We start from the raw sequence: 18,394 nt of genomic DNA, 5'->3' as shown, positions 1-18,394 counted from the left end.
TGCCGCTGGTTTAGGCTGGGGGTGGTTGCTTGTCTACACTTGGGCAGGTGAAGTGGCGCAATTCCCGGAGGCGGTTATGCATCCCCTGATGAAAACCCTGCAACAGGACCATTACAACTTTCTCAAATTGTTGAACTGCGTGCAGCGCGAAGTGGACATGCTGGAGTCGGGCCAGATGGAGCGTCCGTTTAACGTCATGCTGGTGGTGGATGCGCTCGACTACCTCAAGACTTATCCCGAGCAATGGCACCACCCGCTGGAAGATGCGTTAGTTAAAAAACTGCACGCTCGCGCGGATGAACAGGCCAAAGAAGTGGATTGGCTGATGGCCGAACACAAAAGCCTGGAAGCGCAAACCAAAATTGCCCAGCGCGTATACCAGCAGATTGCCGCTGGCCATGTGGTACCGCGTGAGCGATTGATAGAAGAAACCCGGGGCTTTGTGCACGGCCAGTTGGCTCATATTCATCGCGAAAATGCACGCCTGTATCCGTTATTGATAAGGTTGTTGACCGACGACGATATGGATGCCGTGGCAGAAGCGGTGCCGGAACGTGAAGATGGTTTGTTTGGCAGTTTGCAACGCGCACAGTATCAGCATCTGGGTGCTGAACTGGTTCATGAAGCGGCAATGACCCAAGGCCAGCGGCCTGAAAAAGATGGCGGATTTGTAAAGTCCGGACTTTAATCAGACCAGATTACCTTGATCCAATCCGCGCCAGACATGCAGAGCAAAATAAGAACGGTAAGGGCGCATTGCATCGAGCAGTACTTGCTCGTGACAGTGCTCGCGACTGCTGAGAATCGATAAACCGCGCGCAAGTGCGGCGTCTTTTTCGGACCAGATATCCGGTTGGGCGAAGAAAAACAATGCGGCCATTTCCGCTGACCAAGTGCCAAATCCCCACAGCCCGGTGATCGCGTTGATGATCCGTTGCGGGTCCTGGCAGGTATGAATGTCTTCGTTCAACTGCCCCTGTTTGATGGCGTCCCGCAAGCCCATCATGGCTTTGAGTTTTGCCCGCGACAGCCCACAGCTGCGGATTTTTTCAGCGTAGCGAGGCGTGAGCAATTGGAACAAGGGTTTGTCTTTTTCTTCACAAAAACCGGTAATGCGCAGCCAGATGGTTTCGGCAGCTTTGTTGGAGAGCTGCTGCCCCACCACCGTCTGACACAGATACTCAAACAGCTCGGCGGGCTCGCGCTTTTGCAGCTGCAGCACACCGTTGTGGCAGATTAATTGGTGGAGATGCGGCAGGGAGGCACTGGCGGTCAGAAGGTGCTTGTGGATGGGCTTGGACATGGATGCCTCATGGGTTGAGAGGACAACGCAACATTGCTGGCTACCGGCGCCAGTCGGGTGGGCAGCGCTTGCTTTCCGTAGCGCTCTCGCGCTGACCGGCTTCGCAGGTCAGCATTCCACCACGTTCACCGCATTGATAGCCAGGCCACCTTCGGCAGTTTCTTTGTATTTCGCCTGCATGTCGATGCCGGTCTGGAACATGGTTTCGATGACCGAATCGAGCGATACCCGGTGACTGCCATCGCCCCGCAAGGCCAGCCGGGAGGCATTGATCGCTTTGATAGCGCCCATGGTATTGCGCTCAATACAGGGAATCTGTACCAGCCCGCCAATGGGGTCGCAGGTCAGGCCCAGGTTGTGCTCCATGCCGATCTCAGCCGCGTTTTCAATCTGTTCATTGGTGCCGCCCATCAGCGCTGTGAGACCTGCCGCCGCCATGGAACACGCCACGCCGATCTCGCCCTGACAACCCACTTCTGCAGCACTGATTGACGCATTGCGTTTGAACAACATGCCGATGGCCGCACTGGTGAGCAGATATGTCACCACCTGATGCTTCAGGCCACCCATGTCAGGCGTGTGAACAAATTTCACATAATAGGCGAGCACCGCAGGGATTACGCCGGCCGCGCCATTGGTGGGTGCGGTCACGACTTTGCCACCGGCGGCATTTTCTTCATTGACCGCCAGGGCAAACAGACTGACCCAATCCATCACTGCCAGGGCATCGGGTACGCCGTTTTCCAGCCGTTCCTGCAAATCGTCGTGCATTTCAGCGGCGCGGCGTTTGACCTTCAGGCTGCCCGGCAATAGTCCCCGGGTGCTGCACCCACGCTGAATACAGGCGTCCATGACTTTCCAGATCTGGTAGACGCCGTCGATAACATCCTGCCGGGGTTTTAATACCTGTTCGTTTTCCATGGCCATTTCGGCAATAGATTTGCCGTCGCGCTTGCCCATGGCGAGCAGCTCTCTGGCCGATTGAAAATCGTAGGGCGCATCGAAACCGGAATTTTCCGCGTCGGCAAACTCATCTTCGGCGAGCACAAAGCCACCGCCAATGGAAAAATAGCTTTTACGCATCAACGGGTTGCCGTCGGCATCAAAGGCGCTGCAGGTCATGCCGTTGGGGTGCAATGGCAGGCTGGCCCCTTTGTTGAAAATCAGGTCGTTGGCTTCGTTAAAGCGGATCTCGTGTTCGCCATTCAGTTTCAAACTGTGATGCTCGCGGATACTTGCGAGCAAGGGCGCAATGGCCTCAACCGCGACGGTTGCCGGCTGCATGCCAGCCAGGCCCAACAATACCGCGATATCGGTGCCGTGGCCCTCGCCGGTCATGGCCAGACTGCCGAACAAGTCGACCACCACCCGGTCCACCTGGGCGAGCGGGCAGGGCAACTCGAGCAAAAACCGTCGGGCGGCCACCATGGGGCCTACCGTGTGTGAACTGGAAGGGCCGATGCCGATTTTAAACAGCTCGAAAACGGAAATTGCCATTTGCGGGTTCCTGCTAAACCTTGGTTTCAGTGTAGCTCCGAAGAGCGTGACCGGTGGGCCATGCTAGGGATGTGGTTTCCAATAGTCAACAATAGTTTCCAATAGGCAACTTTTGTCTGAATGTACGGGTCGCGTGAGTAAAAGTGGCTACACTCAAATACCGGAGGAGACTGCCATGACCTGTAACGCCTCGGTATTTATAGCCACCAGCCTGGATGGGTTCATCGCCAGACCCGATGGCGAGTTGGATTGGCTGCCCGCCATGGACCCGCGCAATGACATGGGCTATGGCGATTTTGTCAGTACGGTGGACGTGTTGGTGATGGGGCGTCATACCTTTGAAAAAGTGCTGAGTTTTGGCCGCTGGCCCTATCACATGCCGGTGCGTGTCTTGTCCCGTTCGGGGGTAGAGATTCCTGCGGAATTAGAAAATGTGGCGCTTATGTCCGGTAGCCCGCGTGCGCTCCTGGATGCTCTCGGCACCGAAGGTTTTCAGCATGCCTATATCGATGGCGGTGAAACCATCCAGGCATTTATTGCGGATGGATTGGTTCAGCGTTTGATTCTGACCCGGATTCCGGTGCTTATCGGCGACGGCTTACCGTTATTCGGCAAGCTGAAAGCCAACGCGGGTGATCAGTTGTGGTTCCACGAAAAAACCTTTACCTGGGCCAATGGGGTGGTACAAAGCCATTATCGTTTTAGTCAGTCCGGCTGATACATAATATTCCAATTGACTATTAGTGGTCGGGCTGCAACCATAAAGAAAAAACGCGAGGCCCGCATGCAACAACCCCTCAACCGATTGATTATTCTCGGCGGCGGCACCGCCGGTTGGATGGCCGCAGCGGCCATGAGTCACCAGCTGCGAGGCACGCAGGTGCGCATTCAACTGGTGGAGTCATCGGCAGTGGGCACGGTGGGTGTGGGTGAGGCCACGCTGCCGGGTTTACGGAACTTCAATGCCAGTCTGGGTATCGATGAGCGGGCGTTTATTCGCGCTACCAACGCCACCTTTAAATTGGGGATCCGGTTCGAAGGGTGGGCAGGGCAATCGTCTGACATTTTTCACCCCTTTTCCGATTACGGTGCGCCCATTGCCGGTACGCCGTTTCATCAGTGGTTTTATCGTGCCCGGGCGCTCGGCCTTGATGTTGGCGCGCTGCATGAATACAGTTTTTCCGCCATGCTGGCCGGCCAGCAGCGTTTTGCGCAACCCCACGCCGAACCAGGCAATCCGCTTGCGGATTACAAATACGCTTTTCATTTTGACGCCACTGCCTACGCCGCGTTTTTGCGCCACTATGCAGAAGCCCGTGGGGTTGAACGCGTCGATGATCGTTTGACGTCAGTGGTAAAAGACCCGGCAAATGGTCACATACAGGCGTTGAAGCTGGAATCCGGTCTGGAGCTTGCGGGCGATTTCTTTATTGATTGCAGCGGCTTTCGTTCGCTTTTGTTGGGCGAAGCATTATCGGTGCCGTTTGAAGACTGGTCCCATTGGCTGCCCGTGGATGGTGCCTATGCGGTGGCGGCTGAACCCGCGCCGGTACTTCGCCCCTATACCCGCGCGATTGCACGCGATGGCGGCTGGCAATGGCAGATACCCTTGCAGCATCGCACCGGCAACGGCTCTGTGTTCGCGAGCCGGTTTATTGATGAATCGCGGGTCGTTGAGGATCTCATGGCGGGCCTGGAGGGCGCGGCGACCGGCTCGCCCAACCGGATCAGGTTTGTCACCGGCCGGCGACAAAAGTTCTGGGAGAAAAATTGTGTGGCGCTGGGGCTTGCCAGTGGTTTTCTTGAACCTTTGGAAAGCACCAGCATTGCGTTGATTCAAACGGGGCTGTCGCGGTTGTTGATGTTCCTGCCGCTCGCCGGCATCGACGCCGCCGAAGTCGAAGAAGCCAATCGCACCGCACGGATTGAAATGGAACGCATCCGGGATTTTCTGATCCTGCATTATTGCCGCAATGGTCGCCAAGGGGATCTGTGGGAATACTGCCGCAATATGCCCTTGCCTGATTCGTTGGCGCAAAAAATTGCGCTGTTCGAATCCCGCGGTCACCTCCAGCAACGGGAGTTGGAGTCGTTCGAACCCGCGAGCTGGTTGACCTTTTACGAAGGCTTTGGCGTGGCACCCTGCCAGCCTGATCCGGCGGTACTGAACGCCAGCCCGGATGACATTGCCCGTGCGCTCGCCAGCATGCGCAGCCAGATTGCATCCGCGGCGAACCAACCGCTCTCACATGCAGCGTTTATTGCACGTCACTGTGCGGCCTGAGGTGTGGCGCAGAACTGCTGAATAAATTCGTTGTGGGTGGGCAGTTGCTGGCATGCATTCGCCATCTGTTGGCGTGCCGCATTGAGCGCCTGGTTAACCTGCGCTGCATCCAATTGATCGACCGCCGGGTGATAGTGAGCGGGGCGTCTGCCCATTCCGTGCAATACCGCCTGCCAGCTGGGTTTCCTGAACAGCTCGTCATTTTCAGGGGGCAATTGGCCGCTGGCATCGAATAGCGCCAATCGGTGCTTGAGCGAAGCGGGCAGGGGCATGTCGCGTACGTAACGCCAGAAAGGAGAATCGTCGCGCTCGGTCAGGCAGTAATGCAACACCAGAAAGTCGCGGATTTCTTCGTAGTCTGCGCGCATGCGTTGATTGTATTCAGCGGCGAGGGCCTGGCATTGTGTTTCGGTGGTTGCGACCGTCGGTAGTAGCTGCAACAGGAATTGCACGCCGCGGGTGACCAGGTGAATCGCGGTGGATTCAAGTGGTTCCAGAAAACCGCCCGCCAACCCGAGCGCGATGCAGTTTTTCGCCCACAGTTGTTGTCGCATGCCCGTGGTAAAGCGAAGAATACGCGGATCGTGCAGTGGCTTACCGGTCAATTGCGCCAGCAAGCTTGCGCACGCCTCGTCGTCGCTGATGTAGTCATTGCTGAATACGTAGCCGTTGCCCATGCGGTGCTGTAACGGAATGCGCCAGATCCAGCCGGCATCCTGTGCGCTGGCGGTGGTGTAAGGCGGTGTGTCGCCTGTGTGCTCAGATTGTACGGCCGCGGCGCTGTTGCAGGGCAGCAGGTCGCTCCAATCGTCGTAAGGAATGTTCAGTGTTTGCCCAAGCAGCAGTGAGCGGAAACCACTGCAGTCGATGAAATAATCGCCATCCAGCTGTTCGCCGGTGCTCAGTTGCAAGGTCTGAATAGTGCCTGCGTCATCGGTCAGTACCCGTTCGACTTTAGCGTCTACGCGCTTAACGCCAGCGTCACAGGCAAAACGCCTGAGCTCCGCCGCGACCCGGCTCGCGTCAAAGTGCAGGGCATAGTTGGCGCCGTTGAGGCCGGAGTCGGGGGCCAGTTTGAATGGCAGAAAAAACCGGTGCTGTCGGGCCATGACGGCGCTGGGTGCGTAATCCATTAAGTCGCCGCAGTCGCCCGCGCGCCCGGCATGCAAAAAACAATGATAGAAGTCATTGCCATTCAGCGGCCGGCCAAGGTCGCCGAAGTGGTGGAAGTAGCTGTGATGCTGCCGCCGCCAGTTTTTGAATTCGATACCCAGCTTAAAGGTGCCACCCACGGCGGCAATAAATTGCTGTTCGTCCAGCCCGAGGTTGCGGATAAAGGTGATAAAGGGCGGTATCACCGCTTCGCCCACGCCCACGGTGCCAATCTCGGACGATTCCACCAAGGTGATAGACACCGCTTGGTTGCGGTATTGGTGGGCGAGGGCACTGGCTGCAATCCAGCCAGCGGTGCCGCCGCCCACAATGATCCATCGGTTGGTTTTCATGCGCCGGCCGCCTGTTTCAGATGTTGAAGAAATGCCTGATGGCTGGGTGAATCGGCCACTGCAGTCTGAATGCCTTTAGCCATGCTATCCATAATCGATTTCAGTTGTTGTTCCGGTATGGCATCGGCTGCGGGATCATACATATCTGACTGGAATCCGAAGCCTGAAAAAAGCGCCAACCAGCTGGCGGGCTGGAACATTTCCCAGCGGTATTTCACCAGATGCCCGCGGGCTTTGAACAGCGAAAGCTTATTTTTCAGTGTGTCGGGCTGATGGACTTCCCGGCAGGCTTGCCAGAAGGCTTCACCTTGGCGGCCGTTGAGTACATAGTGCAGCAGAATAAAGTCTTTCACCCGTTCATATTCCAGCCGGGTCATATTGTTGAACTCGTCGATAATGGCTCGATCACAATCGGCATTGGGGAACAGCAGTTTGATTTTTTCAATAGCGGTTTCAATCAACGCAATGCTGGTGCTTTCCAGTGGCTCCAGAAATCCGGCGGCCAAGCCGAGTGCGATGCAGTTTTTTTCCCAGCTGACTTTACGCATGCCGGGCGTAAATCTCAGATGGCGCGGCTCCTGCAGTGGTGAGGCACCGCAATCGTCCAGCATGTGCGCTGTGGCTTCATCCTCAGAGAGAAAGTGACTTGAATATACCAATCCATTGCCCTGCCGGCTCTGCAGAGGGATGCGCCATTGCCAGCCGGCACGCATGGCGCGAGCGCGGGTAAAGGATGGCGGATTAGTGGGGGATGCCAACTCAGACTGCACCACCACAGCACGATCGCACAGAAGCTGGTCTTGCCATGATTCAAAGGGCACGGCCAGGGCTTCACCCAACAGCCGTGCCCGGAAACCGGTGCAATCGATAAACAGCTGGCCCGGTAGCTGCCGGCCATCGGCAAGTTGCAGTGCAGAAATAAAGCCATTGTCAGACTCTAACTGCACCTGTGTGATATTGCCCTCAACATGCTGAACCCCCATTTGCAGTGCGGTTTCTTTCAGCAGTTTGGCAAAAGCAGTGGCGTTCAGATGCAGCGCCCAATCGAATACGCCCAGTGAATTGGAGGGGTTGGGGGCAGGTGTGGTGAATTTGTTGGCTTCGGCCAATTGGATGGGCAGGCAGTAGTCCGACAGCGGGCGTGTGTCGCCCATACTCGCCAGCCGCTGCCAGTAGTGGTGAAAACCGATGCCATTCAGATCCTGTCCGAAGCGGCCAAAGGGGTGAATGAACTGCTCGCCCGGCGCGCGCCAGCCATCAAATGCAATCCCCAATTTGGCGGTGGCCTGAGTGGCCATCATTACCTGACCATCTGAGAGGCCCAGATTCCGATAAAAACGCCGGATGGTGGGAATGGTGGCTTCTCCCACACCAATGGTGCCTATCTCTGGTGATTCCACCAGCGTGATGGTCAAAGGTGTGTGTTGAAAATGTCTGGCCAACGAGGCCGCGGCCATCCAGCCAGCAGTGCCGCCTCCGGCTATTACTAATTGGCGTACAGGTTGTTGGCGTGTTGCGCTTTTCATCATGCTCGTGTCTTTTTTATTTTCAGTGTGCCTGTATTCGATCGCAAAAAAAAGGCCGCCGAGGTCAATCGGCGGCCTTGGTTACTACTAAGAGAAAAAACTCTTAGAAGCGGGCGCGCAGGCCCAGAGTGTAGCGGGGTTCATAGTAGTTCTGGAAGGCATATTGATCCTCCCATTGCATGTAATAGTCCTCGTATTCTCCGGTGATATTTGAGCCGTTCATGTAAACGGTGAAATCATCGGTAATGTCGTAGCTGACTGACATATCAACATAGGCCGCTTCTTTCTGAAAAATTGCCATGTTCATATGAGTGCCATTGAAACGCTCTGAACGGTAGTTGTAAGCAATTCGAGCTTGTAGGCCATATTGCTCATACCACAATACCAGGTTGTACTGCGTCTCGGAGTTTTCAGGGAATGGCAACTTTTTATCGTTGATGTCCCTTTGGTCGCTTTCTGAAGGAGAGTAAGTAAAGTTTGCGTCTATACCAAACCCACTTATAAATCCATCTGCTAAGTCTGACAAAGCGAGTTTACCAGCGATTTCGACACCGGTAATCTGGCCGCCTTCGCCTTGGGTCGGGCCGGAGACCGGGATGGTTCTAATTGATCCATTACTAAGAATGAAGTCTTCATCGTAGGACGCGCCAATTGGGAAGCTTTCTACGTCGACCAGGAATGTGCCAATAGAGGCCATCGATGCGTCACCGACGTACCATTCGGCTGACAGGTCAAAGTTATCTGACCTCCAAGGGTCCAGATTCGGGTTGCCGCCGTCGGATACAGCATTGGGTTCAAACTGGCCGGTTGTAGAATCCAGTGAGGTACTGATAGTTCGTCCGTCACCCCATGCCGCTAAATCCAATGGAGTCATGTTTTTAGCGTAGGCTGCCCGAATTTTTACTGCATCGGTCACGTCGAAAGCTAAGTTGAGACTAGGCAGGATATCTACATAGGATCGTTTGCTAACGTTGTCGCCGTTGTCTACGTTAGTGTTCCCATAGGGAATACCATCGCCTACCAGGTTTTGTACAATAAGAAGGTCTGTTTCGATTACTCTAACACCAACATTACCGCTCATGATGCCAGCTTCAAAATTGCCCTGAACATAGAAACTGTTTTCTTTCATTTCTACGCCGTAGGAAGTGCCCGGAATGACCATTCGCTGGGTGGAGCCGAACACGCGATTGTGGAATGCCACTGGGTCGTCATAGTCCTTGGGGTTGACAGCCCAAACGCCCGGAATTCCTTTCACAGGACCAAAATCGGTTACCCACATAACGTTATTGTGTTGATCCAATGCCGTTGGTGGGAGTGCGGTGTAGCCAACGAAGTCGCCATTTACCATTTCGCCTGCCGTACAACCATCAGGATTGCCCAGAATAACGTCGGTGGCTTTCCATTGAACGCCACATCCATCTTCAACTAGGTCACCATTTTGGTTTTTGTATCCGGCGTAGAAAGGGGAAAACAGATGAAACCGAGTTTCTTCGACTGAGCGTGTAGATGAACGAAGACCGATGTCGACGCTGGTAAAGAACTTGCCTTCATCGAAGGCATAGCTTCCATCCATTCGGAAAGCTCGAAAATCGGCTTGGCTATCGGCGTTGTTTTCTGAGGAAAAGGCACCAATATTATAACTATCTAAATTCGACATATAGTCAGAAATAGTAGCGCCTGCTCCCAGTCCACCATTCACTGTATTGTTGAATCCGCTCCACACGCCATGCGAACCGCTGGTATCCAGAACCAGTTGTGGATTATCGGTATAACCCAGAGGGTTGGTAGGAAGGTAGCAGCCACCATCATCGCCAACTGCGGCAACTCCAGCACAGTACTCTGCCGGATAAAAGGTGCCTCCCGCGATGCCCGTAGAGGTGCCGTCGGTCATGTCGCCTTCGTTATAGCCGTGACGGCGTTTGCGCGTGGCATCGCCTTGCACATAGCGCATAGATCCAGTGAGCTTACCGCCATTGTCATAATCCAGCTGCAGGCTTACGTTTGTTGAATCGGACAAGAAGCTATCGTTCTGGGTGAATGATTTTAAGCGTTTGGGGTTCATGTCCCATCGTGAAACTGTCATCCATTCTTGGCCGTTCGCTTGGACACCAACGTTGCGACCCTGTACGTCATTAAACCAGTCGAGGCCTTGCCACTTGTTTGTAACGCTCATCCCAACCTTGCGGTTGTATTCGTCCTGTTGAGTAAAGAACGCATCAGCGGTGAATTGGAAACCTTCGCCCAAGTCGGCCTGGAACGAGCCATTGAAACCTACACGCTCGCGTTCCGTTACTTGGTTCCAGGCGGCAAAGCCTTGAGGTGACAAGTGGTTAATAGGCTCATTGCCGCCCCAGGAGTTGATGCCGTTTACCCAGCTGGCGTCTCCTGTAGGATTACCGGTGTTAAAGCCGTTATAGTAGTTAGCCAGATTGGTATTCGCATAGGAGGCGGACACCATTACTCCAACAGTGTCGGTTTTCCAATTGACCAGACCGCTAGCCACCGGATCAGTTTCACCCGTGTCTTGACCTTGTTGAACCTCCACACTTCCTGCGGCTGTAAATCCGTCATCGAAATCGAAGGGGCGATGGGTTTTTAGGTTAATGGTACCGGTAATACCAGCATTGCTCAGATTGGCTGATGATGTTTTATACACATCCGCGCCTTTGAAGAGCTGCGAAGGGAGGTCGCCATAGGAAGGCTGGACGGTAGTGATAGACCCAGCACTCATAAACGCTTCACCGTTCAGCTGGCTACCCACCTGTGGCAGACCGCGAACGATAAGTGTTGAACCTTCACCTGCGGAACGCCGAATGGAAACACCCGGAATCCGCTGGAGTGAGTCGGTAATGGTCACATCGGGCAGTTTGCCGATATCTTCTGCGGAAATGCCGTCCACTATCTGGCTGGCATCGCGTTTCAGACTGACAGAGTCTTCCTGCGCCTTGCGAATACCGGTAACGGTGACTTCTTCGATGCCTTCGGCGGAACTCTGCGCCACTGCAACCTGACTGCCCCCTGCGAATACACAGGCAGCAATACTGGACGCCAGTAAGGTGCGTTGGAACGATGACTTAGAATTGCTCATGCTTTCCCCTCTTGAATTGGGATTTATTTTTATACTGCCACAACACCTGTGGTGCGGTGGTTGTCCTTACCGGTTTCAGGTGGCCTGAAGTAACACCGGAAAGCCAGAGCGGTGACCCATTTGTAATGGTTAATCTGACTTTAATCAACAGTATTACAATCAGACCTTATGTTCAATATGAATATAAGGTCTTTTTTGACGGCTTAGCAGGACTGATTTCCTATAATTAATCGATTGTTAGGCTAAATATCATTCGGAAGAGGGGCAAATATAGCGTTTGTACGCGGATGCTAAATTTATATAGTCAAAACGACCATATAAAATTATTTCCACCGCGTTGCCGCCTGATGATCGGAATCGCGGGCATCCACCCAGCGATCGCCCTCGGGCGTGGCTTCCCGCTTCCAGAAGGGGGCGCGGGTTTTGAGGTAATCCATGATGAATTCACAGGCAGCGAAGGCGTCGCCGCGGTGGCTGGCGCTGACCCCCACGTAAACAATTTGGTCTGCCGGGGCCAGTTGGCCAACCCGGTGAATCAACTCGACCCGCATTATTGGCCAGCGCTGTCGGGCTTCGTCGACGATGGCCTGCAGCGATTTTTCGGTCATGCCGGGATAGTGTTCCAGAAAGAGTCCGGCCACGGCATCGCCCAGATTCAGATCGCGCACCAGACCGGTAAAGGTCACAATGGCACCAATCTCCGGCGTGTCACTGAGCAGCCGCTGGTACAGGCTGGTGTGATCAAAGTCTTCCGTTTGAACGGCAATGTGGCTGGTCATTTCAACCGCCGGTGACCGGGGGAAAAAACGCCACTTCGTCGCCTTCTGCTACAGGCGACTCCCACTGTGCCATGGTTTGATTGACCGCCACTAATACGGATGGTTGCGACAAGGTGTCTTGCCAATGAGGATGTTGGGCAAGCAATGCCGATCGCACGTCGGCTGCTGTGTGAATAGCGGTGGCCGGTAAGGCAAGGCCGGTTTGGCCCAGTTGGTCGCGCAGTCGGGCGAAAAATTTGACTTCAATCATGGGCTGACTCCGCCGCAATGTAGTGGCCGCTTTTGCCGCCGGATTTTTCCAACACCCGCGCGCCGTCAATGACCATGTCTTTATCCACCGCTTTACACATGTCGTACAGCGTGAGTGCTGCCACGCTGGCGGCGGTGAGCGCTTCCATTTCTACGCCGGTCTGACCTTTCAGCCGGCAGCAGGTTTCGATGCGCACGCGGTTGCGTTCAGGTTCAGGTGATAGCACCACTTTGACGTGGGTGAGCATGAGCGGATGGCACAGCGGGATCAGATCGCTGCATTTTTTGGCTGCCATGATGCCGGCAATGCGGGCGGTGGCGAGTACATCGCCTTTTTTATGGCCGCCCGAAACAATCAGTTCCAGCGTGGCCGGTGCCATGCGCACGTAAGCTTCAGCGCGCGCCTCGCGCTCGGTATCGGCTTTGCTGCCCACATCAATCATGTGGGCCTGACCGTGCGTGTCGATGTGGGTAAAGTCGGACATGGTGCTGATCTTTGCTCTAAAACCGCAGTTTATCAAATAATGCGCGAAAAACGTTGCTCGGTATTGGCCGGTATATAGGCATCGAAGGCCATGCAGATACGCCGGATCAGCAAGCGGCCGGCAGGTTTGACGCGAATGCGCCGGTCTGTGAGGCTCAGCAGGCCATCGGCTTGCATGGGTTGGAGCGCTGCCAGTGCGGCACCAAAATAATCGTTAAACTGAATGCCGAATTGCTGCTCTATGCGCGCAAAATCCAGTTCGAACTGACAAATCAGCGCCATGATGACGGCCTTGCGCAACTCATCGTCTTGCGACATCAGAAACCCTTTGGCCACCGGGCTGGCGCCGGCGTCCAATGCGGCGTCATAGTCTTCAATCGCCTTGTGGTTCTGCAAGTAGAGATTGTCGATCTGGCTGATCGCCGACACGCCAAAGGCGAGCAGGTCGCAATGGCCATGGGTGGCGTAGCCTTGAAAGTTGCGGTGCAACTGACCGGCTGCCTGCGCGCGGGCCAGTTCATCGTCGGGGCGGGCAAAGTGGTCCATGCCGATGTACACATAGCCCTCGCGGGTTAACCGGTCAATGGCCATGTGCAGCATATCGAGTTTTTCAGCGGCGGCAGGCAGGGCGCGCTCGTCCAGCTGCTTTTGAACTTTGAACAGGTGCGGCATGTGCGCGTAGTTGAACAACGATAAGCGATCCGGTGCCAGCGCCAGAACCTGATCCAACGTACTGCTCACCGATTGAACGCTCTGGTGTGGCAGCCCATAAATCAGATCCATGCTGATGGAATGGTAGTCCACGTCGCGCGCGGCCCGGGTCAGGGCAGTGACTTCTTCGACGCTGTTGAAGCGATTGACGGCTTTTTGCACCCGGGCATCGAAATCCTGAATGCCCATCGACAAGCGGTTAAAGCCCAGTGCCCGCAGGCCTTTAATGGTGGCGGGTGTGACGCTGGCCGGATGGATTTCCAGCGCGTATTCACCCGAGTCATCATTGTGCAGGTTAAACAGCGAGCGGGTGTGCTGCATGAGCGCAGTCATCTGCTCCAGCGACAAATACGTTGGCGTGCCGCCGCCCCAATGCAGCTGATCCACCGGCCGGCTCACGTCGATGCGCTCGGCCATCTGGCGCATTTCACGGAACAGCCGCTCCAGGTAGGGCACAGCGCGGGCTTTGTTGGCGGTGATGATTTTGTTGCAGGCGCAGTAGTAGCAAACCGTATCGCAAAAAGGGATGTGGCAGTAAATGGATAGTGGCCGCTGGCTGGCGTCGCTGCGCGCCAGCGCCTGGTGAATGTCCTGTTCACTGATCAGGTTGTGGAACTGGGGCGCGGTCGGGTAGGAGGTATAGCGCGGGCCCGACAGGTCGTAGCGATCGATCAGGTCCTGATCCCAGGTAAATGCTGCTTGCGTCATGGAAGTACTGCCACCGGAAAACTGCCCCAGTGTAGGGTGTTTGGCCGGTGGCGCCCTTGATATGGATCAAGGGGGGCGGGTCGTTCAGGCGAGCAGCCGTTCCAGCGTGCGCCGGTAAATCAGGTGCAGGTCTTCCAGATCCTGCACCTTCACGCATTCATCCACCTTGTGAATAGTGGCATTGACCGGGCCCAGTTCCACCACCTGGCTGCCCGTGGGTGCGATAAAACGGCCGTCACTGGTGCCGCCGGCGGTAGACAGTTCGGTCTGGCGACCTTTGATATCGGCGATGGCACCCACCACGGCATCCACCAGATCGCCCTGGCGGGTGAGGAAGGGCTGGCCTGAAAGATTCCACTCCACGTCAAATTTGAGGCCGTGGCGTGCGAGGATGGCTTCGGTGCGTTGTTTTAATTCTGCCTCGGTCACTTCGGTAGAAAAGCGGAAGTTACACAGCAGCTCCACTTCGCCCGGAATCACGTTGGTGGCACCGGTGCCGCCATTGATGTTCGAGACCTGGAAAGACGTGGCCGGAAAAAATTCATTGCCTTCATCCCACACTTCTTTGGCCAGCTCGGTGAGTGCCGGCGCCAGGGTATGGATGGGATTTTCGGCCAGGTGGGGGTAGGCTACATGGCCCTGAATACCGCGCACAATCAGTTTGGCGCCGAGCGAACCACGCCGGCCGTTCTTGATCACATCGCCCACCTCATGGGTAGAGGAGGGTTCGCCCACCAGGCAGCAATCAATAGCTTTGCCCTGTGCGCTGAGCCATTCCACTACTTTGACGGTGCCATCCACGGCCGGTCCCTCTTCATCAGAGGTGATCAGAAAACCGATGCGACCTTTGTGGTCGGGATGCGCTGCCACAAACGCTTCGCAGGCTGTGACCATGGCCGCAAGGCTACCTTTCATGTCGGCCGCGCCGCGTCCGTACAGCATGCCCTCGTGTAGCGTGGGTTCAAACGGCGGAAATTTCCAGGCGCTGGCAGGTCCCGTGGGGACTACGTCTGTGTGGCCAGCAAATGCCAACAATGGCTGCCCACTCCCGCGTTCAGCCCAGAAATTATCCACCTCGCCAAAGCGCAAGCGCTCCACCTGAAAACCGATGGCCTCCAGACGCGCAATCATCATGTCCTGACAACCTTCGTCGTTGGGGGTGACTGAAGGGCGGGCAATAAGGTCGCAAGCGAGTTGAAGTGTGGGCGTGGCCATGCTCTGTCCTGTGGGTGTGAAATTCAGCGGGCCGGCATTTTAGCAAAGAAAGCCCGGGATGGGCGGCAGAAAACGGCTACAATGGAATGAAAATCTGACAAAAGAGTCCCTATGACGCTGAGCCAGCTGATGTTGGTGACACTTGCCTGCCTTTTTTCCTGCCTTGCACTGTTGGCGTTGACGTTATACGTCTGGCCTGGTTTCTGGTTGCGTTGTCTGGTGCGCGTTGGCCGTGGACGCGCATTGCTGGCCCTGCTCGCGCTTCAGCCTTTGCGTTCGTTGGTGTGTGACCGGCTGCTCGCGGTATGGCTTTGGGATTTTGAACGGCAACAGATTATTCTGGTGGGTAAAGGGCTGTCTCACCTCGGATACACCGTGAATAAAGTGGTTGAATCTGTGGATGCAGTGCTGCCCATTGTGCACCCGGATGATCATTTGCGACTCAACCGCATCGTGCGTCATTTTGTTCACCATCACCCCGAATTTACTATCGAGTGCCGTTTACATCGCCGGTTGGGCCGCAAGCCCTGGGTGCGGTTGCACGGTGTCAGTTTGCTGAGGGGGCGCAAAGGACGATTGCGGCTTGCTATCGGTGGCGTTGAAGATATCAGCGAACGCAAAGTGCATGTGGGCACCATCGCCGCGATGAACGAACAGTTGCAACAGCGACTGAGTCAGCAGCAGGATCAGTTACGGGCCACGGAACAGGCGCGTCAGGATCTGGTGACGCGGTTGCGACAGGTTTTGGATACTGTGCCGGTCAGTATTTGCTGGAAGGATGTGCACGGTAATTACCTGGGTTGCAACACGCAATTTGCCCGCGTTGCCGGGTTGACCTCCCCGGACGATATCGTGGGCAAAACCGATTACGATTTTTGGTGGTCGGCGCAGGTGCCGGAAATACTGCAGGAGGATGAAAACGTTATCAGCGCCGGCCAGCCCTTGCTGGATCTGGAGCAGCAGCTCACCCTGCCCAGCCAGAAGTCGCGCCGGTTGCGTTGCAGCCATGTGCCTTTGCGGGATGCGCACGGCGAGTGTGTGGGGGTATTGAAAACCTATCAGAATGTCACCCGTGGCTATCTGCTGGCGCAGGCGTCTGATCGGGAGCAGCGGTTGTTGCAGGACGTTCTGGACAGCACCGATGCCATGATCTCGCTGGTGGGGCGGGACTTCCGTTTTGTACGGGTCAATCGGCTGCTCGAAAGTGTGGTCGGCATGGACCGTTCCCGGTTCGTAGGCAAAAAAGTATCCGATGTCTTCTCCGGAAAATTGGGTGAGCGCGCCACAGCCATAGTCGAGCATATTATTCAAACCCATCAACCGGTGAAGGAACCGTACATTCTCAAAGATCAGTTGGGCAAGGTGCGGCACTTTCTGGCTTACAACAATCCATTGTTCGATGAACAGGGGAATGTCGATAAGGTGATTACCGTGTCAATGGAAATCACCCAGCTCAAACACGCGCAATCGGCATTGGAAGAGGCCAGAGCGAAAGCTGAAGCCGCATTGCAGGTAAAGAGCCAGTTTTTGGCCAACATGAGCCATGAAATACGCACCCCGATGAATGCGATTATCGGGTTGAGTCAGTTGGCGTTGTCTACAGAGCTCAGCGCCAAGACAGAAGATTACGTGCAAAAAATTCATTATTCGGCGGAGAATCTGCTTGGCATCGTCAACGATATTTTGGATTTTTCTAAAATTGAAGCCGGCAAGCTGGGCCTGAACCCCAAGCCCTTTGACTTATTGCAAATGATTGAAAACCTCGGCTCCATTATGGCGCTGAAGGCCAGCCGCAAGCGATTGGCGTTTCGCCAGACCATCGAACCCAATACGCCGCGCTTTATCAATGGCGATGCGTTGCGCCTGCACCAGGTGCTGACCAATCTGATTGGCAACGCGGTGAAGTTCACGCGTGAAGGGCATGTACATCTGGCGGTGCGCATGAGCGTGGACATGGGCGAGCGCCAGATTCTGCGTTTCATGGTGGAAGATACCGGCGTGGGGTTGAGCGAGCAGCAGTTAGGGCAGCTGTTTCAGGCATTTGAGCAGGCGGACGCCGGCGTTGCCCGCGAGTACGGGGGCACAGGGCTTGGGCTTGCGATCAGTCAGCGGTTGGTCGAAATGATGGGGGGCGACATCCGCGTCAAAAGTGAACCCGGAGCCGGCAGTGTGTTCGAATTTACCATCAATGTGGGCAGGGCGGATGCCGAAGCGGCGAACCAGCAATTGCAGGCGTCTGGCGATCAGCCGGTGGATTTACGGGGCGCGCCAGTATTGTTGGTGGAAGACAATGAAATCAATCAGCAGGTTGCGCTGGAAATGCTGGCGCCGCTGAATCTTCACATCGATACCGCCCGCAACGGGGCCGAGGCGGTGGCCATGGTAGAGCAGGGCAATTACGCGCTGGTTTTGATGGATATCCAAATGCCGGTCATGGACGGTTATACGGCCACTGAAAAGTTGCGTGAACGTTATTCAATGGAAGCACTGCCCATCGTAGGGCTGACGGCAAATGTTCTGGATGAGGACCGCAAGCGCATGCTCAGTGTGGGTATGAACGACCATATTGGAAAACCGATAGACCGCCGGGCACTGGAGCAGTCATTAGTGAGGTGGCTTGCGCGGCCTGAGACTGAACATGAGACTTGCTGTGCCGACGGGCAAACGGAAAGCGCAGAGCCGGAGATGGTCGAGCCGGGCGCGGCAGGCGCCATCGATCTGGCGCAGGGCCTGGCCCGGGTGCGGGGGCGCCAGGACAGGCTCTATTCACTGTTGGACAGCTTTTTCGCGCAGTACGGCAAGGCCGCGGAACAATTTGATGCGCTGTGGACAACGCGTGACTGGGTTCAATTGGCTGAACAATCCCATGCAGTGAAAGGCGTGGCCGGGAATCTTGCGATCCCCCGCGTCTATCAATTATGTACCCAATTGCAGCATCAGGCCGAGACCTCGCAGGTGGCCGGCTGTCGTACCACGATTGAGCAGTTGCGTACCGCACTGGGCGATGCGGCAGCGGAATTTGAACGCTTGAAAGGGTTGGAATGA

General features: G+C 55.6%; 14 protein-coding genes. 4 read left to right on the top strand and 10 right to left on the bottom strand.

What is annotated here, in order from left to right:
* The first annotated feature begins 76 nt into the window (after positions 1-76).
* Positions 77-688, top strand: coding sequence for a hemerythrin domain-containing protein (locus M5M_RS19345; protein WP_015046464.1), 612 nt, complete (start codon positions 77-79; stop codon positions 686-688).
* Here the strand turns inward: M5M_RS19345 and M5M_RS05425 are convergent, their stop codons facing one another.
* Both M5M_RS05425 and M5M_RS05420 read right to left on the bottom strand, forming a co-directional pair.
* A complete protein-coding gene (locus M5M_RS05425) occupies positions 689-1,303 on the bottom strand; it encodes a DNA-3-methyladenine glycosylase family protein (protein ID WP_015046463.1) in 615 nt (204 codons plus the stop codon).
* A 108-nt stretch (positions 1,304-1,411) separates the two neighbouring features.
* Positions 1,412-2,800 carry an L-serine ammonia-lyase gene (locus M5M_RS05420; RefSeq protein WP_015046462.1) on the bottom strand — a complete coding sequence of 463 codons (1,389 nt, stop codon included), beginning with the start codon at positions 2,798-2,800 and terminating at the stop codon, positions 1,412-1,414.
* A gap of 175 nt (positions 2,801-2,975) precedes the next feature.
* On the opposite strand from M5M_RS05420, the gene M5M_RS05415 reads away from it, so the two are divergent.
* Both M5M_RS05415 and M5M_RS05410 read left to right on the top strand, forming a co-directional pair.
* Positions 2,976-3,518, top strand: a complete 543-nt coding sequence (locus M5M_RS05415; RefSeq protein WP_015046461.1) for a dihydrofolate reductase family protein — start codon at positions 2,976-2,978, stop codon at positions 3,516-3,518.
* A 66-nt stretch (positions 3,519-3,584) separates the two neighbouring features.
* The gene (locus M5M_RS05410) at positions 3,585-5,084 is read left to right on the top strand and encodes a tryptophan halogenase family protein (RefSeq protein ID WP_015046460.1); all 1,500 of its coding nucleotides are present in this window, start codon (positions 3,585-3,587) and stop codon (positions 5,082-5,084) included.
* Here the strand turns inward: M5M_RS05410 and M5M_RS05405 are convergent.
* The 8 genes from M5M_RS05405 to dapE form a co-directional block, all read right to left on the bottom strand.
* The gene (locus M5M_RS05405; protein WP_015046459.1) at positions 5,069-6,589 is read right to left on the bottom strand and encodes a tryptophan halogenase family protein; all 1,521 of its coding nucleotides are present in this window, start codon (positions 6,587-6,589) and stop codon (positions 5,069-5,071) included. The genes M5M_RS05410 and M5M_RS05405 overlap by 16 nt on opposite strands.
* A complete protein-coding gene (locus tag M5M_RS05400; protein WP_211217006.1) occupies positions 6,586-8,118 on the bottom strand; it encodes a tryptophan halogenase family protein in 1,533 nt (510 codons plus the stop codon). Before M5M_RS05400 ends, M5M_RS05405 begins: the two co-directional genes overlap by 4 nt.
* A gap of 100 nt (positions 8,119-8,218) precedes the next feature.
* On the bottom strand, positions 8,219-11,203 hold the full coding sequence (locus M5M_RS05395; RefSeq protein WP_015046457.1) for a TonB-dependent receptor: 2,985 nt from the start codon (positions 11,201-11,203) through the stop codon (positions 8,219-8,221).
* A 323-nt stretch (positions 11,204-11,526) separates the two neighbouring features.
* Complete coding sequence (moaE, locus tag M5M_RS05390) at positions 11,527-11,982, bottom strand: molybdopterin synthase catalytic subunit MoaE (protein ID WP_015046456.1); 456 nt, start codon at positions 11,980-11,982, stop codon at positions 11,527-11,529.
* A gap of 1 nt (position 11,983) precedes the next feature.
* Positions 11,984-12,232 (bottom strand): molybdopterin converting factor subunit 1, encoded by a 249-nt coding sequence (gene moaD, locus M5M_RS05385; RefSeq protein ID WP_015046455.1) that lies wholly within the window; start codon positions 12,230-12,232, stop codon positions 11,984-11,986.
* Complete coding sequence (gene moaC, locus M5M_RS05380) at positions 12,225-12,716, bottom strand: cyclic pyranopterin monophosphate synthase MoaC (RefSeq protein WP_015046454.1); 492 nt, start codon at positions 12,714-12,716, stop codon at positions 12,225-12,227. The genes moaD and moaC overlap by 8 nt, the downstream gene beginning before the upstream one ends.
* A 32-nt stretch (positions 12,717-12,748) precedes the next feature.
* Positions 12,749-14,134, bottom strand: a complete 1,386-nt coding sequence (gene hemN / locus M5M_RS05375; RefSeq protein ID WP_015046453.1) for an oxygen-independent coproporphyrinogen III oxidase — start codon at positions 14,132-14,134, stop codon at positions 12,749-12,751.
* 84 nt (positions 14,135-14,218) lie between these two features.
* Positions 14,219-15,349, bottom strand: a complete 1,131-nt coding sequence (gene dapE / locus M5M_RS05370; RefSeq protein ID WP_015046452.1) for a succinyl-diaminopimelate desuccinylase — start codon at positions 15,347-15,349, stop codon at positions 14,219-14,221.
* Positions 15,350-15,460: 111 nt separating this feature from the next.
* On the opposite strand from dapE, the gene M5M_RS05365 reads away from it, so the two are divergent.
* Positions 15,461-18,394 (top strand): PAS domain-containing hybrid sensor histidine kinase/response regulator, encoded by a 2,934-nt coding sequence (locus M5M_RS05365; RefSeq protein WP_015046451.1) that lies wholly within the window; start codon positions 15,461-15,463, stop codon positions 18,392-18,394.

The organism is Simiduia agarivorans SA1 = DSM 21679, from assembly GCF_000305785.2.
Classification (GTDB): domain Bacteria; phylum Pseudomonadota; class Gammaproteobacteria; order Pseudomonadales; family Cellvibrionaceae; genus Simiduia; species Simiduia agarivorans.
Note: the sequence above shows the minus strand (reverse complement) of the source record. Positions and strands in the feature narration are given on the sequence as shown.